At 31.7% G+C, this 19,840-nt stretch carries 13 protein-coding genes; 10 read left to right on the top strand and 3 right to left on the bottom strand.

What is annotated here, in order from left to right:
- Nucleotides 1-30 precede the first annotated feature (30 nt).
- Both FHG05_RS12705 and gyrA read right to left on the bottom strand, forming a co-directional pair.
- Nucleotides 31-1,137: a hypothetical protein gene (locus FHG05_RS12705; RefSeq protein ID WP_140998402.1), complete on the bottom strand. Its 1,107-nt coding sequence runs from the start codon at nt 1,135-1,137 to the stop codon at nt 31-33.
- A 66-nt stretch (nt 1,138-1,203) separates the two neighbouring features.
- A complete protein-coding gene (gene gyrA, locus FHG05_RS12700) occupies nt 1,204-3,747 on the bottom strand; it encodes a DNA gyrase subunit A (protein ID WP_140998401.1) in 2,544 nt (847 codons plus the stop codon).
- 251 nt (nt 3,748-3,998) lie between these two features.
- On the opposite strand from gyrA, the gene FHG05_RS12695 reads away from it, so the two are divergent.
- The 4 genes from FHG05_RS12695 to FHG05_RS12680 all read left to right on the top strand — a co-directional run bounded on the left by FHG05_RS12695 (nt 3,999) and on the right by FHG05_RS12680 (nt 8,956).
- A complete protein-coding gene (locus FHG05_RS12695) occupies nt 3,999-6,545 on the top strand; it encodes an ATP-dependent Clp protease ATP-binding subunit (protein ID WP_140998400.1) in 2,547 nt (848 codons plus the stop codon).
- A 71-nt stretch (nt 6,546-6,616) separates the two neighbouring features.
- Complete coding sequence (rimK, locus tag FHG05_RS12690; protein ID WP_140998399.1) at nt 6,617-7,984, top strand: 30S ribosomal protein S6--L-glutamate ligase; 1,368 nt, start codon at nt 6,617-6,619, stop codon at nt 7,982-7,984.
- Nucleotides 7,985-8,003: 19 nt separating this feature from the next.
- On the top strand, nt 8,004-8,579 hold the full coding sequence (locus FHG05_RS12685) for a TMEM175 family protein (RefSeq protein WP_140998398.1): 576 nt from the start codon (nt 8,004-8,006) through the stop codon (nt 8,577-8,579).
- Nucleotides 8,580-8,593: 14 nt separating this feature from the next.
- The gene (locus tag FHG05_RS12680; RefSeq protein WP_140998397.1) at nt 8,594-8,956 is read left to right on the top strand and encodes a DUF1304 domain-containing protein; all 363 of its coding nucleotides are present in this window, start codon (nt 8,594-8,596) and stop codon (nt 8,954-8,956) included.
- Between the two features lie 59 nt (nt 8,957-9,015).
- Here FHG05_RS12680 and hutH read toward each other — a convergent pair whose 3' ends face one another.
- Nucleotides 9,016-10,521, bottom strand: coding sequence for a histidine ammonia-lyase (gene hutH, locus FHG05_RS12675; RefSeq protein ID WP_140998396.1), 1,506 nt, complete (start codon nt 10,519-10,521; stop codon nt 9,016-9,018).
- A 380-nt stretch (nt 10,522-10,901) separates the two neighbouring features.
- Between hutH and thrA the strand changes: the two genes are divergently transcribed.
- From thrA to FHG05_RS12645, 6 genes are all read left to right on the top strand, one after another.
- Entirely contained in the window at nt 10,902-13,355 is a 2,454-nt protein-coding gene (thrA, locus tag FHG05_RS12670) for a bifunctional aspartate kinase/homoserine dehydrogenase I (protein WP_140998395.1), read from the top strand.
- Between the two features lie 10 nt (nt 13,356-13,365).
- Complete coding sequence (locus FHG05_RS12665; protein ID WP_140998394.1) at nt 13,366-14,283, top strand: homoserine kinase; 918 nt, start codon at nt 13,366-13,368, stop codon at nt 14,281-14,283.
- A gap of 25 nt (nt 14,284-14,308) precedes the next feature.
- Nucleotides 14,309-15,598, top strand: coding sequence for a threonine synthase (gene thrC / locus FHG05_RS12660; RefSeq protein WP_140998412.1), 1,290 nt, complete (start codon nt 14,309-14,311; stop codon nt 15,596-15,598).
- A 139-nt stretch (nt 15,599-15,737) separates the two neighbouring features.
- Entirely contained in the window at nt 15,738-16,598 is an 861-nt protein-coding gene (locus FHG05_RS12655) for a L,D-transpeptidase (RefSeq protein WP_140998393.1), read from the top strand.
- Nucleotides 16,599-16,719: 121 nt separating this feature from the next.
- Nucleotides 16,720-17,802: a glycine cleavage system aminomethyltransferase GcvT gene (gene gcvT, locus FHG05_RS12650; protein WP_140998392.1), complete on the top strand. Its 1,083-nt coding sequence runs from the start codon at nt 16,720-16,722 to the stop codon at nt 17,800-17,802.
- Nucleotide 17,803: 1 nt separating this feature from the next.
- Nucleotides 17,804-19,837: a S41 family peptidase gene (locus tag FHG05_RS12645; protein WP_140998391.1), complete on the top strand. Its 2,034-nt coding sequence runs from the start codon at nt 17,804-17,806 to the stop codon at nt 19,835-19,837.
- Nucleotides 19,838-19,840: the final 3 nt, after the last annotated feature.

The raw sequence follows: 19,840 nt of genomic DNA, 5'->3' as shown, positions 1-19,840 counted from the left end.
CTTTTTTTATAACAATTGAAATTTTAATTCTTAATTAATTGTTGCCGCTTTATCTTTCATATCTAGAATTTCATAAGCAGAGCGCAATAAAATTTTTGTATTATTATCCGATGGTTTTAATTGATACGCTTTTTCAAGATAAGGTAAAGAAGCTTTAAATGTTTTCTTTCTCTTTTCCATTAATTCATCATATTTTACTTTATCTGCAACACTTTTATTAATTTCATCTACCAATTTATTATCCTCTTTTAAAAAGTCATATCCTAATGTAAAATTCAATTGGAATTCAGTTTCTAGTAAATCAGCATCATTTGGGTTTAAAGGTTTTGCTTCTTCTAATGCTTTTTTAGTTTTTTGATAATCTTTATTTTGGAAAGCTAATCTCGCAATCATTTTGTAAACATCAGGTTTCTTAACTGACATTTTCATATCTCTAGGATTGTCAGCAACACCTAACTTCACTTGTCTATCTCTATCTTCTTTACTTGGATACAAAATTTCTTGTGAACTCGTTTTTGGTACAGCATAGTAATTATAACCACTTTTTAAATAATCACTCTCTTTCAAATCTTCATAAAACTTTTCAGCTAAAAGATAGTCTTGAGCTTGAACAGCTAATTCCGCAGAATTATTAAGTGCAATACCCTCATTTTTTGGATCAAAAACATATAAATTATGAAACATTAATGACGCTTCTCTATAACTAGAATCTTTAAACAATTGAGTAGCAGATCCATATAAAAAATCTCTAAATTCATCTTTTTCTTTTTTCAAAGCATCAGAAAGCATCTTTTTTCCTGATTTTTCTTCGAAAGCAATAGTTTTATCTAAGACTATTCCGTATTCTGCTAAAAAATCTGGATTCATTAACTTTGTTTTATCAGCTATAGTGGCATTAACACCTTTTGAATCATATTCTAAAGCAGGGTAAATGGTTTTGAACAATTTGGCATATACTTTATCTGATTCTGAAGCTGCATTTACATTTAATTTGTCAGATGCTTCTTTATATTCTTTTAATTCATCAGCTGAAAGTGTTTCTTTTCCATAAAGCTTTTTTAATGTTTTCAATTCTTCTTTTTGGCTAAAGGCAGTCATTGAAATTAAGGCAGTTAAGCCTAAAAATAATTGTTTCATTTTTCTAATTCTTTTTATAGTTTATTTTTATTATAAAGCCCAAAATTTCTTTTGGGCTTTACTTATTTATTCATTTGTTTCAGAAGCATCAAATTCTGTACCAGAATTTTCGGCTTCGTCGATTTCGGCATCAATTTCGGCTTCCTCTTCTCGTAAAACCTTAGTTACAGCAGCAATAGAATCATTTCCTTTTAAGTTGATTAATCGAACCCCTTGTGTGGCTCTTCCCATAACTCTAAGGTCCGAAATTTCCATTCGAATGGTCAATCCTGATTTGTTAATAATCATTAAATCATCCTCGTCTGTTACTGCATTAATAGCAATAAGAGCTCCTGTTTTTTCAGTAATATTTAACGTCTTAACTCCCTTTCCTCCACGGTTGGTAATTCTGTAAACATCTTCTCCATCATCATCGACTAATTTGGTACGTTTACCATAACCATTTTCAGTCACCACTAAAATTTGTGAATCATTAATATGACTTTGATCAATAGACACCATACCTATTACCTCATCTTTATCATCAGCTAAAGTAATCCCTCTCACTCCAGAAGCGGTTCTTCCCATTGGTCTAGTTTTGCTTTCTTCAAAACGCACTAACTTACCTGATTTAACAGCAATTAAAACCTGACTGTTTCCAGTAGTCAATTTTGCTTCTAACAGTTCATCGTCTTCTTTAATAGTAATCGCATTAATACCATTTTGACGCGGTCTCGAATATTGTTCTAAAGGTGTTTTCTTAACCTGACCTTTTTTGGTAGCCATAATGACAAAATGACTGTTGATGTATTCTTCATCTTTTAAATCTTGAGTACAAATGAAAGCTTTCACTTTATCATCTGGTTCAATATTGATTAGATTTTGAATCGCTCTACCTTTACTTGCTTTAGTTCCTTCTGGAATTTCAAAAACACGCATCCAGTAGCATTTTCCTTTTTGAGTAAAATACATCAAATACTGATGATTTGTAGCCACAAATAAGTGTTCTAAGAAATCTTGATCTCTTGTAGCTGCACTTTTTTGACCAACTCCTCCTCTATTTTGAGTTTTATATTCCGTTAAGGAAGTACGTTTGATATATCCTGCATGAGAAATTGTAACCACAACTTGCTCGTCAGCAATTAAATCTTCAATACTTACATCACCACCCGAATATTCAATTATTGAACGTCTTTCATCCCCATATTTCTCTTTCATTTCAGTTAATTCGGTCTTAATAAGTTCCATTCTCAAGTCTTTGCTTGCTAACAACTCTTTTAAACCATTAATTAACTTCATGATTTCTTCATATTCCGCTCTTAATTTATCTTGTTCCAGACCTGTTAATTGACGCAAACGCATCTCAACAATAGCACGTGCTTGGATTTCAGTTAACTTAAAGCGATCTATTAATTTAGCTCTTGCTTCTTCACCATCTTTAGAAGCACGAATTAAAGCAATTACTTCATCAATATTATCCGATGCAATAATTAATCCTTCTAAGATATGTGCTCTTTCTTCTGCTTTTCTTAATTCATATTGTGCTCTTCTAACAACAACTTCATGACGATGTTCCACAAAATGATGAATCAAATCTTTAAGATTCAACATTTCGGGTCTTCCGTTAACCAAAGCAATATTATTTACACTAAAAGAAGATTGTAGTTGGGTATATTTATATAACGTATTTAATACTACATTTGGAACCGCATCTCGTTTTAGTTCATACACAATACGCATCCCATTTCGATCCGATTCATCACGAATGGCAGAAATTCCCTCAATTTTCTTTTCATTTACCAAGTCTGCAGTTTTTTTAATCATATCTGCTTTATTCACTTGGTAAGGAATTTCAGTTACAATAATGGCTTCTCTATTATTCGATTCTTCAAAATTAGCTTTGGCACGCATAACGATACGACCTCTACCTGTTTTAAAAGCCTCTCGTACACCTTCATATCCATAGATAATTCCTCCCGTTGGAAAATCTGGTGCTTTAACATATTGCATTAATTCATCAATTTCAATATCGTTATTGTCGATATAGGCTAATGTACCGTCAATAACTTCTGAAATATTGTGCGGAGGCATATTTGTTGCCATACCTACGGCAATACCAGATGCACCGTTTATTAATAAGGTAGGAACTTTAGTTGGTAATACTTTTGGCTCTTCTAATGAGTCATCAAAATTCAATTGAAAGTCAACAGTTTCTTTTTCAATATCTGCCAACATGTCTTCTGAAATTTTACGCATTCTAGCTTCAGTATAACGCATTGCTGCTGGGCTATCACCATCAACAGAACCAAAGTTACCTTGCCCATCAACCATTAAATAACGTAAACTCCATTCTTGAGCCATACGCACCATAGCGTCATATACAGATGTATCTCCATGAGGGTGGTACTTACCTAATACTTCTCCAACAATTCTTGCAGATTTTTTATAAGCACTATTTGATCTAATTCCTAATTCATGCATACCAAATAAAACTCTTCGATGTACCGGTTTTAAACCGTCTCTAACATCTGGAAGTGCTCTTGATACAATAACCGACATTGAATAATCAATGTAGGCTGATTTCATTTCATCTTCAATGTTAATAGGAATTAATTTTTCTCCTTCAGACATAAACATTTATATTAAAATTATATTTTTCTTTAACGTGCCAATATACAGCTTTTTCTCATCTTTAACCTTGATTTAAAATATAAATTTAAATGATTTATTAACAATGAATTCTTAAAAAAACATATCAAAAGAACTGACAAGAATTTTTTTTTGTCATTTTTTTTTTGTCAATTAGCTATTGATTCTATAAAAGGCATATTTTTTGCTTATTACTTGATATCTTAGTATATTTACATTACAATTTCTAACATATGGACGATAATTTTTCACCAAGAGTTAAAGATGTTATTTCTTTTAGTAAAGAAGAAGCCTTACGATTAGGGCACGACTTTATTGGAACGGAGCATCTTATTCTTGGTCTGCTTAGAGAAGGACAAGGAAAAGCAATGGCTATCTTAAATAATCTTGCCGTAGATTTTGATTATCTAAGAAAAAAAGTTGAAGTATTAAGTCCTGCTAGTTCTGTATCGAATCAAAATAATGATAAAAAAAATCTTCATTTAACCCGACAAGCAGAAAGAGCCTTAAAAACTACTTTTTTAGAAGCCAAGCTTTACAATAGTGCAACTATTAGTACAGCACATTTGCTGTTGTGCATTTTACGCAATGAAAATGACCCAACAACGAAGTTATTAAACAAATTAAAATTAGATTACGAATTGATTAAAGATCAATATACAGCTATGATAACAAACGAAAACGAATATTCAGAAGACCTTCCGAAAGCCGAATTCAATGATGAATCTGGACAAGAGGATGGTGCTAGAGATAGTGGTTTTAATAACCCTACTTCTGGGAACAAAACAAATAAAAAATCGAAAACACCCGTTTTAGATAATTTTGGTCGCGACCTGACAGAAATGGCAGAAGAAGGAAAATTAGATCCTGTAGTTGGTCGTGAAAAAGAAATTGAAAGGGTTTCCCAAATTTTAAGCCGAAGAAAGAAAAACAATCCGCTTTTAATTGGTGAACCAGGTGTTGGTAAATCAGCAATTGCAGAAGGATTAGCTTTGCGAATTGTAAAGAAAAAAGTTTCTCGTATTCTCTTTAATAAAAGAGTGGTAACTCTTGATTTAGCGAGCCTTGTTGCTGGTACTAAATATAGAGGTCAATTTGAAGAGCGTATGAAAGCGGTGATGAATGAATTAGAAAAGAATGATGATATTATTCTTTTTATTGATGAAATTCATACTATTGTAGGTGCAGGTGGCGCTACAGGATCATTAGATGCCTCTAACATGTTCAAACCTGCTTTAGCAAGAGGTGAAATCCAATGTGTAGGAGCTACAACTTTAGATGAATACCGTCAGTATATAGAGAAAGATGGTGCATTGGAAAGACGCTTTCAAAAAGTAATTGTGGAACCAACATCTGTGGAAGAAACCATCACTATTTTGAATAACATTAAAGGTAAATACGAAGACCATCATAATGTAACCTATACAAATGAAGCTGTAGAAGCTTGTGTTAAGTTAACGAATCGTTACATGACGGATCGTTTTTTACCAGACAAGGCTATTGATGCTTTAGATGAAGCAGGTTCACGAGTTCATATCGTAAATATTGATGTTCCGAAACAAATTCTTGAATTAGAAAAACAATTAGAAGATGTAAGGGAATTGAAAAATACCGTGGTCAAAAAACAAAAATACGAGGAAGCAGCTAAGTTAAGAGATGACGAAAAACGAATTGAAAAAGAATTAGCCATTGCTCAAGAACAATGGGAGGAAGATGCTAAAAACAACCGTGTTACCGTAACTGAAGACAATGTGGCTGATGTGGTTTCTATGATGACTGGAATTCCTGTAAATAGAATTGCACAAACGGAAAGTAATAAACTAGCAAAACTTCCTGAATTAATAAAAGGTAAAGTAATTGGCCAAAATGATGCTGTTGAAAAAATAGCAAAAGCCATTCAAAGAAATAGAGCGGGATTAAAAGATCCTAATAAACCAATTGGTTCCTTTATCTTTTTAGGTCAAACAGGTGTGGGTAAAACCCAATTAGCCAAAGTGCTCGCCAAAGAACTTTTTGATTCTGAAGATGCTTTAATTCGTATTGACATGAGTGAATATATGGAGAAATTTGCTATTTCAAGATTAGTAGGTGCTCCTCCAGGATATGTAGGTTATGAAGAAGGCGGTCAATTGACTGAAAAAGTGAGAAGAAAACCATACTGTGTTGTTCTTTTAGATGAAATTGAAAAAGCACATCCAGACGTATTTAATATGATGCTTCAAGTTTTAGATGATGGTCATTTAACGGATAGTTTAGGCCGAAAAATCGACTTTAGGAACACTATCATCATAATGACTTCAAATGTGGGTGCACGTCAATTAAAAGATTTTGGACAAGGAGTAGGTTTTGGTACTTCTGCAAAAACACTTCAAGCAGATGAGCATTCGAAAGGAATCATTGAAAACGCTTTGAAGAAAGCTTTTGCTCCTGAATTCTTAAACCGTATTGACGATGTAATTGTATTCAATGCTTTAGAAAAAGCAGATATTGATTTAATTATTGATATTGAAATGGATAAATTATATCTAAGAATTAAAGACCTAGGATATGATTTAAAATTATCTGAAAAGGCGAAAGATTACATTGCTGAAAAAGGTTTTGATAAGCAATTTGGAGCAAGACCCTTAAAAAGAGCGATTCAAAAATATGTGGAAGATGCATTAGCAGAAGAAATTATTACTTCCAAAATACATGAAGGAGATCAAATTTTTATGGATTTAGACGAGTCGAGTAACGAGTTAACCATTAAAATTAAGAAATCAGAAAAACCTACTAAATAGTAGGTTTTTTTTCGCTTCAAAAAATTGTATATCAAAAAAAAATACTACTTTAGAAATAAATTAAAAATAGAATGCAAGACAAAGTAATTGTTGGTAGTGAAGAATGGTGCTCCTTCCCTACTTTAGGAATTCCTACGATTAAAGCAAGAGTCGATTCAGGAGCTAAAACTTCTGCTCTACATGCTACCAACTTAAAAACCTTTCAAAAAGATGGTGTTGATTGGGTAAAATTTGACATTAATCCTATCCAAAATAATGCAAAAACAATCATTCATTGTGAAGCAGAATTAGTCGATCAAAGAATCGTAAAAAGCTCCAGCGGTTACCGTGAAAGAAGATTTGTTATTAAAACCATTTTAGAAATTGGAGGTAAGAAATGGGAAGTAGAACTTACTTTAACCAATAGAGATTCTATGGGATTTCGAATGCTATTGGGAAGAGAAGCTATGTCGGGTAGAATATTAGTTGATCCTGAAAAGAAATATGTCTTGGGCCAACCTTCTAATGAAAAATTAAAAGAATTCTATTTTGACAATTCCAAAGAAAAGAAAGGTTTGCGCATTGGTGTGTTAGCTAGTAATCCGGAACTCTATAGCAATAGAAGAATTATGGAAGCAGGTGAATTAAGAGGTCATGAAATGCACTTCTTAAATCTGAAATATTGCTATATGAAATTGGATGCAGACAATCCTGAAATTCATTATAGAGGTGGAAAAATTTTAAACGATTTTGATGCTGTTATTCCTAGAATTAGACCTAGTATGACCTATTATGGCTGTGCTTTAACACGTCAATTTGAAGCCTTAAAAGTATTTGCCTTAAACAATGCTGCTGCCATAACACAATCTCGAGATAAGTTATTTTCGTTACAATTACTTCTTAATAATGGAGTAGATATTCCTACAACTGGTTTTGCAAATTCGCCTTTAGACACAGACGATTTAATTAAAATGGTAGGTGGTTCTCCACTGATTGTTAAGCTATTAGAAGGCACGCAAGGTAAAGGAGTGGTTTTAGCAGAAACTAAAAAAGCTGCAGAATCGGTAATTAATGCTTTCAAAAGTTTAAATGCAAATATTTTAGTACAAGAATTTATAAAAGAAGCTAATGGTAAGGATTTACGCTTGTTTGTTGTAGATGGTAAAGTCGTTGCTGCGATGCAAAGAGAAGCTGCTCCAGGTGAATTTAGAGCTAATATTCATATGGGAGGTTCTGCTTCAGTGGTAAAAGTAACCCCAGAAGAAAAGAAAATTGCCATTAAAGCAGCTAAAGCTATGGATTTAAAAGTAGCAGGTGTTGATATTATCCGTTCTAGTAAAGGTCCGTTATTACTAGAAGTAAATTCGTCTCCTGGTTTAGAAGGAATTGAAGGCGCGACAAATAAAGATATTGCGGGAGAAATGATTAAGGCTATCGAAAAAAACTTTAAATGGAAATAATCATTTAAATTGATAAAACATGAAAAAAAATAGACTTGAAGCCTTTAGTGATGGTGTTTTAGCCATTATCATTACCATAATGGTCTTAGAATTAAAAGCACCTGAAGGTTTTGAAATTGAAGATTTAAAATCTTTAGCACCAAAGTTTTTAAGTTATGTTTTAAGTTTTATCTATTTGGCCATCTATTGGAACAATCACCATCATTTAATGCATACTGTTACTAAAATTACATCTGGTATTTTATGGGCCAATATGAATTTATTATTTTGGCTGTCACTTATCCCATTTACCACTTCATGGTTAGGAGAACACATTACTGAATGTGACCCTATGTCCTTATATGGTTTTAATCTTTTGATGGCAGGTATATCGTATTGGATATTAACCAATAGAATCATTGCTGCAGATGGAAATGATTCCCTTTTATTAAGGGCTATTGGTAAAGATTTCAAAGGCAAAATTTCAGTAGTACTTTATCTAATCGCTTTACTATCCTTACAATTTATATATGGGTTAGCGCCTTTTATCTTTGTAATTGTAGCCATCATGTGGATTATTCCAGATACAAGAATCGAAAAATCAATAGAACACTAAAAACATAAAAAAAAATGAATATATTTTCACAAATAATTATTGCTATTGTAGCCTTATTACACACTTATTTCTTATGGTTAGAAATGTTTGCATGGACAACCAAAGCTCCTAAAGTTTTTAGAAACTTTCCGAAAGATTTATTTCCTAAAACTAAAACACTAGCAGCGAACCAAGGGCTTTATAATGGCTTTTTAGTAGCCGGATTGGTTTGGTCCTTATTAGTTTCCGATGTTACTTGGAGTAAAAATATTGCCATTTTCTTCTTAAGTTGTGTTTTAATTGCTGGTTTATATGGAGCTTATTCGGTAAGTAAAAGAATATTTTATGTACAAGGAATTCCTGCTCTTCTAGGATTAGCTACTATCCTATTCCTTTAATCAATAAAATAAAAAAAGCGTAATTAAAAAATTACGCTTTTTTTATAGGATATTTATGCTTACAAAACTTCATGTTCTACTTGAAAGCTTTGTAAAAAAGCTATGGTCTTTTCAATATCATAATGCAAAATTCTGTCTTCTTCTACTGAAGGTACTTCTTCACGATACGATTTTAGAAACATTTCGATAAAATCACTCGATTTTAATGGTCTTCTAAACTCAATAGCTTGTGATGCATTTAACAATTCAATTGCTAAAATTCGCTCTAAATTATCTACAATTCGTAACGTTTTAGTAGCTGCATTTGCTCCCATACTTACATGATCTTCCTGTCCATTACTAGACACTATACTATCTACACTTGCTGGAGTTGCTAATTGTTTATTCTGACTTACAATACTTGCTGCCGTATATTGAGGAATCATAAAACCAGAATTCAATCCTGGATCGCTTACTAAAAAAGCAGGTAATTCTCTTAACCCAGAAATCAATTGATACGTTCTTCTTTCAGAAATACTACCAAATTCAGCTAACGCAATGCCTAAAAAGTCAAGTGCCAATGCTAAAGGCTGTCCATGAAAATTTCCACCAGAAACAATCATATCTTCAGAAACAAAAATATTTGGGTTATCCGTTACCGAATTAATTTCAGTACGAAACACTCTTTTAACATAATCTATAGTGTCTTTACTGGCTCCATGTACTTGAGGTATACATCTAAAAGAATAAGGATCTTGTACATGTTTTTTCTCTTGCGCTATTATTTCACTTCCTTCCAATAGGTCTCGCATTCGTTCAGCAGTTTGAACCTGACCTTTATGAGGTCGTACCAAATGTATTAAATCCGTAAAAGGCTCTATTCTACCGTCAAAACCTTCTAACGAAATAGCACTTATTACATCTGCTAAATAAGAAAGCTTACAAGACTTAATTAGGATATAAACACCATATGCGCTCATAAATTGAGTGCCATTTAATAATGCCAAACCTTCTTTAGATTGCAATGTAATAGGTTCCCAACCCATCTTCTCTAAAACTTTATTGGCAGGTTGTCTAAAACCATCACAATACACTTCCCCTTCTCCTAAAAGTGGTAATGATAAATGTGCTAATGGTGCTAAATCTCCACTTGCACCTAACGAACCTTGGTTATATATTACAGGAAAAATACCATTATTGTAAAAATCAATCAAACGTTCAACAGTTTCTAGTTGTACACCAGAATGACCATAACTCAAAGATTGAATCTTTAATAATAACATAATTTTCACTATCTCTTGTGGCACTTCTTCTCCAGTTCCACAAGCATGTGATTTTACCAAGTTTTCTTGCAACTTTGATAAATTTTCATTTGAAATTTTTACATTACATAAAGAACCGAAACCTGTATTAATTCCATAAATTGGTTTTTCATTAGACTTTAATTTGTCATCCAAATACATTCTACATTTTACAATATTGGCTCTTGCTTCTTCAGATAATTCTAATTTTAAGTCTTGTATAACAATGCTTTCTATTTGGTCAATCGAAAGTAAATCAGAACTTATATAATGTATTGTCTCCATTTTTTGCATTTAAAAGTCCAAAATTCTGCAAACAATTGTTAAAAAACAACATTTTTAACTACTATTTTATTATCATATTGATAATCATTATATATCAAATTTATCAATATTGCTTTTTAGTGATTTTTATGAAGCCTAAAATAAAGTATTCGTAAAAATTGTTTCTTAATTTTTTTTGCAAAAAAATAGTATTTATATTTGAAACTATGTTACATAGCGAAAAAACATATAGTACTTCTATCACAACCGGCACTACGGTTGGCACTATTGCTATGACAACTATTACCCCGTAGGGGTATAATCAATTACATATAATCCCATATTATATATTTTTCGTTCGAAAGATAAAATTCTAAGTATACATATTTAAGCAAACAATCATGAATGTATTAAAATTTGGTGGTACCTCTGTTGCCAATGACCAAAACATTAAAAAAGTAATTGAAATTATTTCAAGTAAATCAAAAGAAAGCAATAATAATTTAGCAATAGTAGTTTCTGCATTTAGTGGCGTAACCGACTTATTACTTCTAGCTTCTAACACCGCAGCAGCAAAAGAAGAGCAGTATAAAAATATCTTGCAACAAATTCAAAACAAACATTACGAAGTAGTTGAAAATCTCCTTGAAAAAGATAAAAAAGAGCAGGTAATTAGCTTATTAACAACAGAATTCAAACAATTACAAACCTTATTAGATGGTTGTTTTTTATTGGGAGAATTAACTCCTAAAACGGCAGACCGTATTTTAAGTTTTGGTGAATTATTATCTTCACAAATTATTGCAGTTGCTCTTCAAAAAGTAATTCCATCAACGGAATTTAAAGATAGTCGAGAAGTTATTAAAACAAATACAAATTTTGGTAAAGCTACAGTAGATTTCAAAACTACCAATGCATTTATTAAAACTTTTTTTAAAACAAAACAAGCTACAGTTCTCGTTTTTCCGGGATTTATTGCTTCTTCTGCAAATGGAAACACTACCACTTTAGGTCGTGGTGGTTCTGATTATACAGCAGCAATACTAGCGGCAGCTTTACAAGCTTCTACTTTAGAAATATGGACCGATGTGAATGGCATGTATACAGCAAATCCAAAAATTGTAAAACAAGCGCAACCAATTGCTTCAATTAGCTATCAAGAAGCGATGGAATTATCTCATTTTGGAGCTAAAGTATTGTATCCTCCAACCATCCAACCCGTTTTGGATTTAAATATTCCTATCTGGATTAAAAATACTTTTGAACCCGATGCATTTGGCACCTTAATTTCAAATCAATCCAAATCAAATGGGAATCCAATAAAAGGAATTTCTCATATTGAATCTATTGCATTGATAACTCTAGAAGGTTCTGGCATGATTGGCGTTTCAGGATCATCTAAACGTTTGTTTGAAACACTTTCAAATCATAACATTAATGTCATTTTCATTACGCAAGCCTCTTCAGAACACTCGATTTGTATTGGTATTCAAAATCAAGATGCTGAACTTGCAAAACAGGCGATTGATGCAACTTTTGAAATTGAAATTGCACAACATAAAATTGAGGCTTGTATCGTTGAAGAAGATTTATGCATCGTGGCTTTAGTTGGTGAAAACATGAAAAACCATCAAGGCTTAAGTGGTAAAATGTTTAGTACTTTAGGCAAAAACAATGTAAATATTCGCGCTATTGCACAAGGAGCTTCTGAAAGAAATATATCGGTAGTTATTGCTAAAAAAGACGTACGAAAAGCTTTAAACACCTTACACGAACGCTTCTTTGAAGACAATACGAAACAGTTGAACCTTTTCGTTATGGGTGTAGGTAATGTGGGTGAAAAATTTATTGATCAAATATACCAACAAAAGAAATTTTTAAAAGAGCATTTAAAACTAAACGTTCGTGTTATCGCTTTGTCAAATTCTAGAAAAATGTTTTTCGATTCGGAAGGAATTCCTCTAAAAGAATGGAAAACTTGTTTAAATGAAGGTGAAGATGCAAATATGAAATTCTTTATTGAAAAGGTAAAAGCATTCAATTACAGAAATAGTATTTTTGTTGATATAACGGCTAATAGTGAGGTAGCAACTATTTATGACCAATTTTTGAAAGAAAATATAGCGGTAGTAACTTGTAACAAAATTGCTGCTGCTTCTGAATATGACAATTACAAAAATTTAAAAAATTTATCGCGTAAATACAATGCTCCATTTCTTTTTGAAACCAATGTTGGTGCAGGTTTACCAATTATTGATACTTTAAAACATCTTATTGTTTCAGGTGATAAAGTTCATAAAATCCAAGCTGTTTTATCGGGAAGTTTAAACTTTATTTTTAATAATTTTAGTGAAACCTATTCCTTCCATGATGTAGTTAAAGAAGCTGGAGTACAAGGTTTTACAGAACCAGATCCTAAAATTGATTTAAGTGGAATCGATGTGGCTCGAAAAATACTTATTTTAATTAGAGAAAGTGGTTACGAAATGGAAATTGAAGACATTGAAAACAATTCCTTTCTTCCAGAAGAATGTATGAATACCACAACTAATGAAGCTTTCTTTGCCTCTTTAGTGAAGCATAATGCGCATTTTGAAAATTTATTGGCTCAAGCCAAAGAAAAAAACAGTCGACTCAAATTCGTAGCTTCTTTTGAAAATGGAAAAGCAAGTGTTGGATTAGAATTCATTCCATCTGATAGTCCGTTTTATAATTTAGAAGGTAAAGATAATATTGTTCAGTTTTATACGGATCGCTATGTAGACCAACCTCTTTTAATTAAGGGTGCTGGTGCTGGTGCAGCAGTAACTGCTTCTGGAATATTTGCTGATGTAATTCGAATTGGTAACTTTTAAAAATGATTTTATGGAAGTACGTGTATTTTGTCCAGCAACTATAGCCAATTTAAATTGTGGGTTTGATGTAATGGGTTTGTGTTTGGAAAACATTGGTGATGAAATGATATTCAGAAAAACCACTACAAAAGGGATACAAATTACGAAAATAACGGGAGCGGATTTGCCTTATGAAGTGTCAAAAAACGTAGCCGGTGTTGCAGCTTTAGCTGTAATTGAAAACAGAGACATTGATTTTGGTATAGCCATAGAAATTCACAAAAAAATAAAAGCAGGTAGCGGTATTGGTAGCTCCTCAGCAAGTGCTGCTGGTGCTGTTTTTGGTGTAAATGAATTACTAGGAAAACCTTTTTCTAAATCTGAATTAATAGAATTTGCTATGAAGGGAGAAGCTTTAGCTAGTGGTAGCGAACATGCCGATAATGTGGCACCCTGTTTATTGGGTGGTTTTACCTTAGTGAGAGGTTACCATCCTTTAGATGTGATTAAAATAACCAGTCCTGAAAAAATCTATGCTGTTGTTTTACATCCTCATATAGAAGTTAAAACGGTTGATGCCAGAGCGGTTTTAGAGCCCTCTATACCTTTTCATAAAGCCATTACACAATGGGGAAATTTAGGCGGTTTGATTGCTGGTTTATACACTCAGGATTATGCCTTAATAAGTCGATCATTACAAGATGTCGTTGTAGAACCTTTTAGAAAACATTTAATTCCACATTTTGAAAAAGTAAAAAATATAGCAGTCCAAAACGGTGCTTTAGGATCTGGTATTTCGGGTGCTGGACCTTCCATTTTTGCTTTATGTGAAGGCAAAAAAATAGCAGAAACAGTTGCAGAAGCAATGCATACACAATACTCTAAAACACGAATCCCTTTTGATATTTACCTTTCCAAAATAAATGATAAAGGAGTTACACTACTATAAATCTAACAAGCAATATCCATTTACCATGCAATACTATAGTTTAAATAATAAAGAACATCTGGTTTCATTTCAAGAAGCCGTAACCAATGGTTTAGCTCCCGATAAAGGGCTCTATTTTCCAAAAGAAATCCCAAAATTAGAAGCTTCTTTTTTTGATTCTATCGAAAGTCTATCACATGAAGAAATTGCTTTTGAAGTAATACAACCTTATATTGGAAATGAAATTCCTGAAAAAGAATTGAAAAAAATTATATCGGAAACTTTATCTTTTAAATTTCCTTTAGTACAAATTGAAAACAATGTCTTTTCATTAGAATTATTTCACGGACCAACTATGGCATTTAAAGACGTTGGTGCTCGATTTATGTCGCGTTGCTTAGGCTATTTCAATAAAGACAAGGATACTAACAACACTGTGCTAGTAGCCACTTCTGGAGATACTGGAGGAGCCGTTGCGAGTGGTTTCTTAGGCGTTAAAGGTGTGGATGTTGTTATCCTCTACCCTTCCAAAAAAGTGAGTGATATTCAAGAAAGACAGCTTACTACATTAGGTCAAAACATAACGGCTTTAGAAGTTGATGGTGTTTTCGATGATTGTCAGGATATGGTAAAAAAGGCCTTTTTAGATCCAGATTTAAAACATAAAAAACTCACTTCGGCTAATTCAATTAATATCGCACGTTGGCTACCACAAATGTTTTATTTCTTTTTTGCCTACAAAGAATTAAAAAAATACAACAAACCTATTATTACATCTTGTCCGAGCGGTAATTTTGGAAATATCTGCGCAGGTATTTTAGCTAAAAAAATGGGATTACCCATTCACCATTTTGTAGCCACTACTAATGCAAATGATACGGTGCCAAGATTTTTAAGAGATGGTGTTTACCAACCCAAACCATCTATAGCGACTATTTCTAATGCAATGGACGTGGGAAATCCAAGTAATTTTGTTAGAATTCAAGAAATGTATACAAATGATTTAAAGGCGTTTGAAAAAGATTTCTCCTCTTATTCGTATTCCGATGAAGCAACCAAAGAAATCATGCAATCGATTTATTCTAATTCCCATTATATTGCAGAGCCACATGGAGCTGTTGGCTATTTGGGCTTACAAAGAGCATTAGCATTACAACCTGAAAGTATCGGTTTCTTTTTAGAAACGGCTCATCCAATAAAATTTTTAGACATCGTAGAACCTACTTTATCGGTCACATTAAAAATACCAAAACAGATACAAACCGTTTTAAATAAACACAAAAAAAGTATTCCCATAAAAGAATATGCAGCTTTAAAAGAGTACCTTTCAAAATAAATTACAAGCAAATTCTGATAATTGTATAAATTTTATTCAAAATGATATAAAGCAATAGGCCAGTATTTTTTTCAATTTTACCAAATGTTAAAAACAATACTTTTTGTCTTTACAGAAGTATTGAAAAAAATGAATTACTATGAAACGAATTACTGGCTTATTATTTTTATTTTTTATTGCATTTACATCTTGTAATAAAGAAAATACAACAGAACAACCTACCTTAAAAAGAGCGTTACCAGAAAGAACCAAACCTAAAAATTATACCTATTCCTATTTGAATACCAAAGAAATGAATTTAGATTCTTTAGGAACTAAGGAAATGGACATTCTTTTAGCAGTGAATAGAATGGATGAAACGCATCTTAAAAAAACAGATTCTATTTTAGTTCCTACTGATTTAACAGGCGATTTAGAATTCTATTTACCATTCCCTTTTGAAGTAAAAGCATTGGATTCAATTAAAAAAATAATCTTTTTTTCGTATCCAAGCGAAAGTTTTGCTACGTATGAATATGGAATTTTAACACATGTAGGCCCTACAAACATGGGTAAAGAAACAGCAATAACACCTACCGGTTTATTCTATACAAATTGGAAAGCAGAAGAAACAACTAGTACGGTAAATGATGAATGGTTATTAAAATGGAACTTCAATGTGGCTAATAATTTGGGAGTTGGTTTTCACCAATATGAATTACCTGGATTTCCAGCTTCTCATTCCTGTATGCGTTTAAGAGAAAAAGATGCTAAAATGCTTTTTGATTTTGCAGAGCAATGGGTATTAGAGAATGATGATAAAGTAAAAATTAAAGGTACACCTGTTATTATATTTGGTAAATATGATTTTAATGCACCAAAACCTTGGTTTGCTTTAAAGAATGATCCTGAAGCACTAAAAATAACAGAAGAAGAATTAGAAACTGTTCTTACACCTCATTTAGAGGATATTAAAAAAGAAGAAAAAATACGAGATGAGTATCAAGCCCAACAAGGCTAAAATTGCAAAAGAAAAAGAAAAATTAAACTACTGATCTCTACAATGTCTGGCAAATAATATGTTTGCCAGACATTTTTATATCACGTAAATTTAATTAATTTAGCACCACAAAATTTAAACGATGAAAAACACAGCTTTATCTCACATTCACGAAAGTTTAGGAGCAAAAATGGTACCTTTTGCAGGATTCAATATGCCTGTTCAATATGAAGGTGTAAATATAGAACACGAAACCGTTAGAAATGCAGTAGGCGTTTTTGATGTTTCACACATGGGAGAATTTTTATTAACGGGTAAAAATGCTTTGGCCTTAATCCAAAAAGTAACCTCTAATGACGCTTCAGTTTTAGAAATTGGAAGAGCTCAATATTCTTGTTTGCCAAACAATGAAGGAGGAATTGTAGATGATTTAATTGTATATCGAATTAAAGAAGAACAATATTTATTAGTAGTTAACGCTTCCAACATTGAAAAAGATTGGGAATGGATTTCCGTTCATAATGATTTAGATGTTGAAATGAAAAATCTTTCAGATGACTATTCTTTACTTGCTATTCAAGGACCGAAAGCTGTAGAAGCTATGCAATCCTTAAGTTCAATAGATTTGGCTGCCATTAAATACTATCATTTTGAAGTAGCTGATTTTGCTGGATTTGAACACGTAATTATTTCGGCAACTGGATATACTGGTTCTGGTGGTTTTGAAATTTATTGTAAAAATGACCAAGTAGAACAAATTTGGAACAAAGTATTTGAAGCAGGTGCTGCTTTTGGAATTAAACCTATTGGATTAGCTGCTAGAGATACTTTACGTTTAGAAATGGGGTTTTGCCTTTATGGAAATGATATTAATGATACTACTTCCCCTTTAGAGGCAGGATTAGGATGGATTACTAAATTTACGAAAGATTTTACCAACTCAGAAAATCTTAAAAAACAAAAAGAAGAAGGTGTTACGCGCAAATTAGTCGCTTTTGAAATGATTGAAAGAGGTATTCCAAGACATGATTATGAAATTGCAGATGCAAATGGAAATATTATAGGAATCGTAACTTCTGGAACACAATCACCTTCTTTAGGAATTGCTATTGGATTAGGTTATGTACCCACTGCTTTATCTAGTATTGATTCGGAGATTTTCATTCGTATTCGCAATAAAGATGTAAAAGCAAAAGTGGTAAAATTGCCATTTTATAAAAAATAACATGAAAATAAAGGTCTCTTTTTTTTTACTTACACTACATTTTATTTTTTCACAAAGTAAACAAGAAAATTGCGCCACTATTTCAAAAATAAATACATTAATACAAGTCTATCATTGCCAACCCAAATTGGTTGATGATAGTCTTTCTTCTTATGTTTTTAAAACTATTATTGAGAAACTAGATCGAGAAAAAAATGTTTTTTTACAATCGGAATATGATATACTAGCAAAACATCAATATCAAATTGATAATTATATTGTAAATCAGGATTGTTCTTTTTTAGATGAAATTGCTTTATATTACAAAAAAGGATTAATACGAAAATTAAAAAATATTGAAATTTTAGAAACTGAAAATATAGGATTAAACACAAATGACACGTTATTTTTCACAAAAAACGAAAACAGTTTTTACCCTGATGAAAAAGGAATTAAAAAAATCTTAAAAAAATTAATTACTTATGAAGCTTTGCGAAATATAGCTTTTATGAGTAAAAATAAGGATTCTTTACAACAACATTTTGTAGCATTATCCAATAAAGAAAAATTAAAAACATTTGATATTTTTAAATGCAGGATTAAGAATCAATTGCAAGATGAAAAATCTTTTCAAGAAGAAATCAAAACTATTTTCTTCAAATCATTTTGCAATTACTTTGATCCACATACTGATTACTTTTCGTATGACGAAAAATCAAATTTTTTATCGAGTGTAAATGCGGTAAACAGTTCGTTTGGAATTCTTTTTGATGCTAATGAAAACGATGAAATTTTTGTAAGCGATATTATTCCTGGAAGTTCTGCATTTGAAAATGAAACCATTGAAGCAGGAGATCAAGTATTAAAAATTAAATACAAAGAGGAAGAACATCCTGTGAGTTGCAGCTCTATAGAGCTTATTTCAAACCTCATTTACTCTGATAATTATAAAGAATTAGAATTTACGTTTAGAAAGAAAGATGGGGAAATTTTTAATGTACTTCTAGAAAAGAAAGTCATGAAAGCATTTGAAAATTCTGCTTACAGTTATGTTTTACATTTAAAAAACAATTTTGGTTATATTAAAATTCCTAGTTTTTATTCTTCAGACTATGGTTTAAACACCTTATCTAATGACGTTGCTAAGGAAATTATCAAACTCAAAATTGATAATGTAAAAGGGCTTATCATCGATCTACAATATAATGGTGGGGGAAATGTTGACGAAGCAATTAAACTCGCTGGATTATTTATCGATTCCGGACCCGTTACTATTGCAGTTGATAATGAAAAAAATCAAACAGTTTTAAAAGATTACAATAAAGGCGTGCTTTTTGAAGAACCTATCATATTATTAGTCAATGGGTTTTCGGCTTCAGCAAGTGAACTTTTTGCCAATGCATTACAAGATTACAAAAGAGCTTTAATTTTAGGCAATCCGTCCTATGGAAAAGCAACCATGCAAAGCATTGTTCCTGTTGAAGATACAGAATGGAATAAAGACTTTGTTAATTTAACTGTGCAAAAATTTTATAGAATTACAGGCAAAAGTCACCAAGCTACTGGAATTATTCCAGACATAGAAGTACCTAACTTATTCGAGCAAATTGTTTCTCGTGAAAAAGAATTTAAAACGGTGCTTCTCAATGACGAAATTAAACCTCAAACTAGGTATAAAATATACAATAATGATTTTTCCTATATTGTAAATGAAAGTAAAAAAAGAATTTTAAAAAGTACTTATTTTAATACTGTAAACAGCATTAATAAAGATATTGATTTTTATCTCATTAATAAAAAAGAAAAAATGATTCCCCTTACTTTTGATGGGGTTTTTGATGATATTAATGAGTCTTCTTTTATATTTGAAAAAGTGACTACTTTATATAAACAAAAATTTCCTTTTACAATTGCAAAAAACTCTTATGATTTAAAAAAATCATCTTTAGAAAGTAGTTTCTTGGAAAAATTTTCTGAAAAACAAAAAGAAGAAATCCTATCAAGTGCCCTTATTTCGGAAGCTTTAACAATCTTAGATGATCTTATTAAAAAATAAGGT

Source organism: Flavobacterium profundi (assembly GCF_006491645.1).
Taxonomy (GTDB): Bacteria; Bacteroidota; Bacteroidia; order Flavobacteriales; family Flavobacteriaceae; genus Flavobacterium; species Flavobacterium profundi.
Note: the sequence above shows the minus strand (reverse complement) of the source record. Positions and strands in the feature narration are given on the sequence as shown.